The 3355-nt window shown below is 63.8% G+C and carries 3 protein-coding genes; all 3 read right to left on the bottom strand.

Features of this window, described 5'->3' with window-relative positions:
- Nucleotides 1–218 precede the first annotated feature (218 nt).
- On the bottom strand, nucleotides 219–1280 hold the full coding sequence (locus RMN95_RS14570; protein ID WP_309617630.1) for a 2,3-butanediol dehydrogenase: 1062 nt from the start codon (nucleotides 1278–1280) through the stop codon (nucleotides 219–221).
- A 27-nt stretch (nucleotides 1281–1307) separates the two neighbouring features.
- The gene (locus tag RMN95_RS14565; protein ID WP_309617629.1) at nucleotides 1308–1892 is read right to left on the bottom strand and encodes a DoxX family protein; all 585 of its coding nucleotides are present in this window, start codon (nucleotides 1890–1892) and stop codon (nucleotides 1308–1310) included.
- Between the two features lie 301 nt (nucleotides 1893–2193).
- Nucleotides 2194–3355 (bottom strand): DUF222 domain-containing protein (locus RMN95_RS14560; protein ID WP_309617628.1); only part of this gene is annotated, 1162 nt, incomplete at its 5' end.

The following is a 3355-nucleotide window of genomic DNA, read 5'->3' as shown; positions in this document are numbered from 1 at the left end:
CTGCTGCCTACGGATTTGTCGTCTCCAGCTCCACCGGCGCAGTGCCTGCCGGGGTAGTGGTGGTCACGGCGCTCGCGTACGCGCTTCCGCTGTTGTATGTCCTGTACCTCTTCATCGGCTCGGGCAGAACTCCCTACGATCAACTATCGGGCACGATGGTGAAGCGCCAGTAGCGTCGATGACGACTGCCTCACTACGAATGATTCTCGGCACCCGCGCTAGCCGCGTGGGTTCACGATGATTTTGACCGCAGTTTCCTTGTGATTGATGAGTGTTTCAAACCCGTCCTCAATCAACCGATCCAGGGGGATGCGGGCGGTGATGAAGGGTGCCAGGTTGACCTTGCCCTGCTGGACGAGCCTGATGGTGGCCGGATGATCGTTGACGTAGGCGATCGTGCCGCGGAGGTCAATCTCCTTCAGCACCAGCTTCTGCATATCTAGCGTTGCCGGCTTGCCCCAGATTGAGACATTGACGATGACTCCGGCTGGTCTGACGGCATCCAGGAGTTGATCGAGCACGACATTGATGCTGGAACATTCGAATCCGACGTCAGCTCCAACCCCTCCGGTCAGTTCCCGTACTCGCGCGACGACGTCTTCGGTCGACGGGTCGAGAATGTGATCGGCGACCCCGGTCTCGAGTGCTTTCGCCTGTCGGGCGGCGCTCGGTTCAGACATGATCACGGTGACCCCCTTGGCCTTGAGTACCGCGGCAAGCAGCAAGCCGATGGGGCCGGCGCCCCCAATGAAGGCGACGTCGCCGCGCTGCGCGCCGCTTCGTACAAAGGCATGATGCCCCACGGCGAGCGGCTCAATCAGCGCAGCCTCATCCAGCGGAATAGCTCCGATCGGGTGCACCCACCGTCGGTCCACAACGACCCTCTCGCTAAGGCCACCCCCACCGCCTGCGAGCCCGATGAATCCCATCTTTACGCAGAGGTTGTAGCGGCCCGCCCGGCAGGGAGCGCACTCGCCACAGACGAAGTATGGTTCGACGACCACGTTCTCGCCGACGGTGAGATCGGTTACTCCCTCACCGAGCGCGCTGACGGTACCAGAGAACTCGTGCCCCATCGTCACCGGTTCCTGCTCGTGGGTCAGCGGATGGGGGTGACCCTTCGGAGAGATGAAAATTGGCCCTTCGAGGTATTCGTGGAGGTCGGTACCGCAAATGCCGCACCAGGCCACGTCGATGGCGACGGCATCCGGGCGCAGCAACGCCTCGGGGATTTCTTCGATGCGGATGTCATGTTGAGCGTGGAATCTTGCAGCTTTCATCGTCATGGCCTCTCGTCGCGGTTCGAACTAAACCAGCCACGGCATTCTCTGCACTAGCGGCAGTCGCTTCCACGCTCGACCGATTCCCCAGGTGTCTCCGGCAGACATGGCAGCAATGACGATCAGGGCGAGCGCGTAGATGATGTGGTAGTCGATGGCGGGATTGTTGGATCCCATGTTCGCGGTGAACGGCCACTCGGCCAGGTACATCAGCACCATGATGATCGTGCCGGTGATCGCACTGATGCGCAGCCCGATGCCGAGCATCACCGCGACACCGATGCCGAGCATCCCGAGCATGAACAGAATGTCGGTGGTGGGGCTGGCAATCCCTGCGAAGAATGATTTGAGCGGGCCCACGACTGAGTCGCTGTTGAGGTAGCCCTGGCTGGGAGCGCCCCCGTTGATCCAGGCACGGTCAACCGGAGTGGCGAACCCCAGACCGAAGGTCTTATCGAGAAAGGCCCACAGAAAAATGAATCCTGTGGCGAGCCGGAGCACCGCGAGAGCATGTCTCCCCTTGGACGAGTGCACGATGTCGGTCTCGAGCGTGAGGCGATCGGAATCTCCTCTGGTGTGGATGCGCGGGGCGGTCACGGTGGGTGTGGACATGGTTCCTGCTTCTTTCGACTGGGTAAATCGGACGGAGGCGAGCCCTGCGGCCTTGACTGACCTTCCCAGTTGACGGTGGCGGCGCACAGTGCCTTTGGTCCCATCTGCGCCTTTAGTTCCACCTCTGCCTTTAGTCCCACCTCTGCCTTTAGTCCCATCTGCTGTGGATGAGTGGGTCCTGACTTTTCAGAATGGGGATGCTTGGTGTCGAATAGTTTTTGCGGCTGAGAATGTGGGCGCAGAAAGTTGAGCGGGGGTGGCGATCCTGATGCGCGAATGCCGGTCCCGAGACCCTCCTTGGTTACGCGGCTCGCGCGATGGGTGTGCGTGTGCGGGTCCAGTTGGGAATGCCTGGCCCGCGAACGTGCGGTAGTCCTGCGATCATCCGGTATTCCCATGGCCCGGTGTCGACGATCTGGTGGTGCCAGTAACACAGCAGGATGCCGTTATCGAGCGCGGTGGGGCCGCCATCCCGGTCGGGGATGACGTGGTGGGCTTGGAGTGTGTAGTGGGGGCTGGTGCATCCGGGGGTTACGCAGCCGAGCCCGTCGCGGGCGGCCATTCCTAGCCGTTGCATCGGGGTGAAGCAGCGTTGGGGTGAGCTGATGGCGGTGATGGCACCGTTGCTGTCGGTGGTGACGGTGCGGTAGCCGCCGGCGTCGGTGAGGCGTTCGATGGTTCGGCGGGAGACGGGGAAGGGTGAGCCGGCGATGGTGCCGATCGCGTCGGAGTCCAGTCCGTCGTCGTTCGTAAGATCTGCAGCGGTGACGGTGACGAGCACGGTGACGGGAAGACCGTCGAGGCTGGGCGCTCCGTCTGCTGCGGCGGCTGCCATCACGATCTCGCCGAGGGCATCGTGGCGACGCTGCGCGGGGGTGCGCGGGTCGATAGGGTCACCGAGGCCAGCGCCGAGGCCAGCGCCGAGGCCAGCGCCGAGGCCAGCACCGAGGCCAGCACCAAGGCCGTCGGCGCTGATGAGTCCTGCTTCTGAGCTGGCGAATCGGGGGGAGCGGCGGTGTGCTTCGAGCATCCCGGCAAGGAGCATCCCGATCTCGGGTAGCAGCCTGCCGTGTGCTGGTACGAGGCCGTCTTCGTCGGCGGTGCCCAGGCGGAACTCGCGTCGTCGTACCGCTCGTTCTTCGCGAGGCCGGGCACCGTCTGGGTCGGCGGCGGCGGTGACCTGCCGGATCTCTCCGGCAAGAAAATCTACGGATACCGCGGCGGCCAGAGGCTGACCGCTGGCGCTGATGGCGGTGGCGAGGCCGACCATGACGGATTCGGCGGTGTCAAGCACGTCGGCGGGTGTGCGCCCGGCGATGGAAGCCAGCTCGGTCGTGATGAGGTTGGCGGCATCGACGCCCAGGCGGCCCGCGTCGAGGGCTTCGCTTACGGCGGGGCGCTCGGCAGGCAGGAGAGCGCCGGACAGTGCTCGGTGTTCACGTACGGCGCCCGCGACGGCCAAA

This window comes from Salinibacterium sp., assembly GCF_031364185.1.
GTDB lineage: Bacteria > Actinomycetota > Actinomycetes > Actinomycetales > Microbacteriaceae > Rhodoglobus.
The sequence above is the reverse complement of the archived record's forward strand: the minus strand, read 5'-3'. Positions and strand labels throughout refer to the sequence as shown.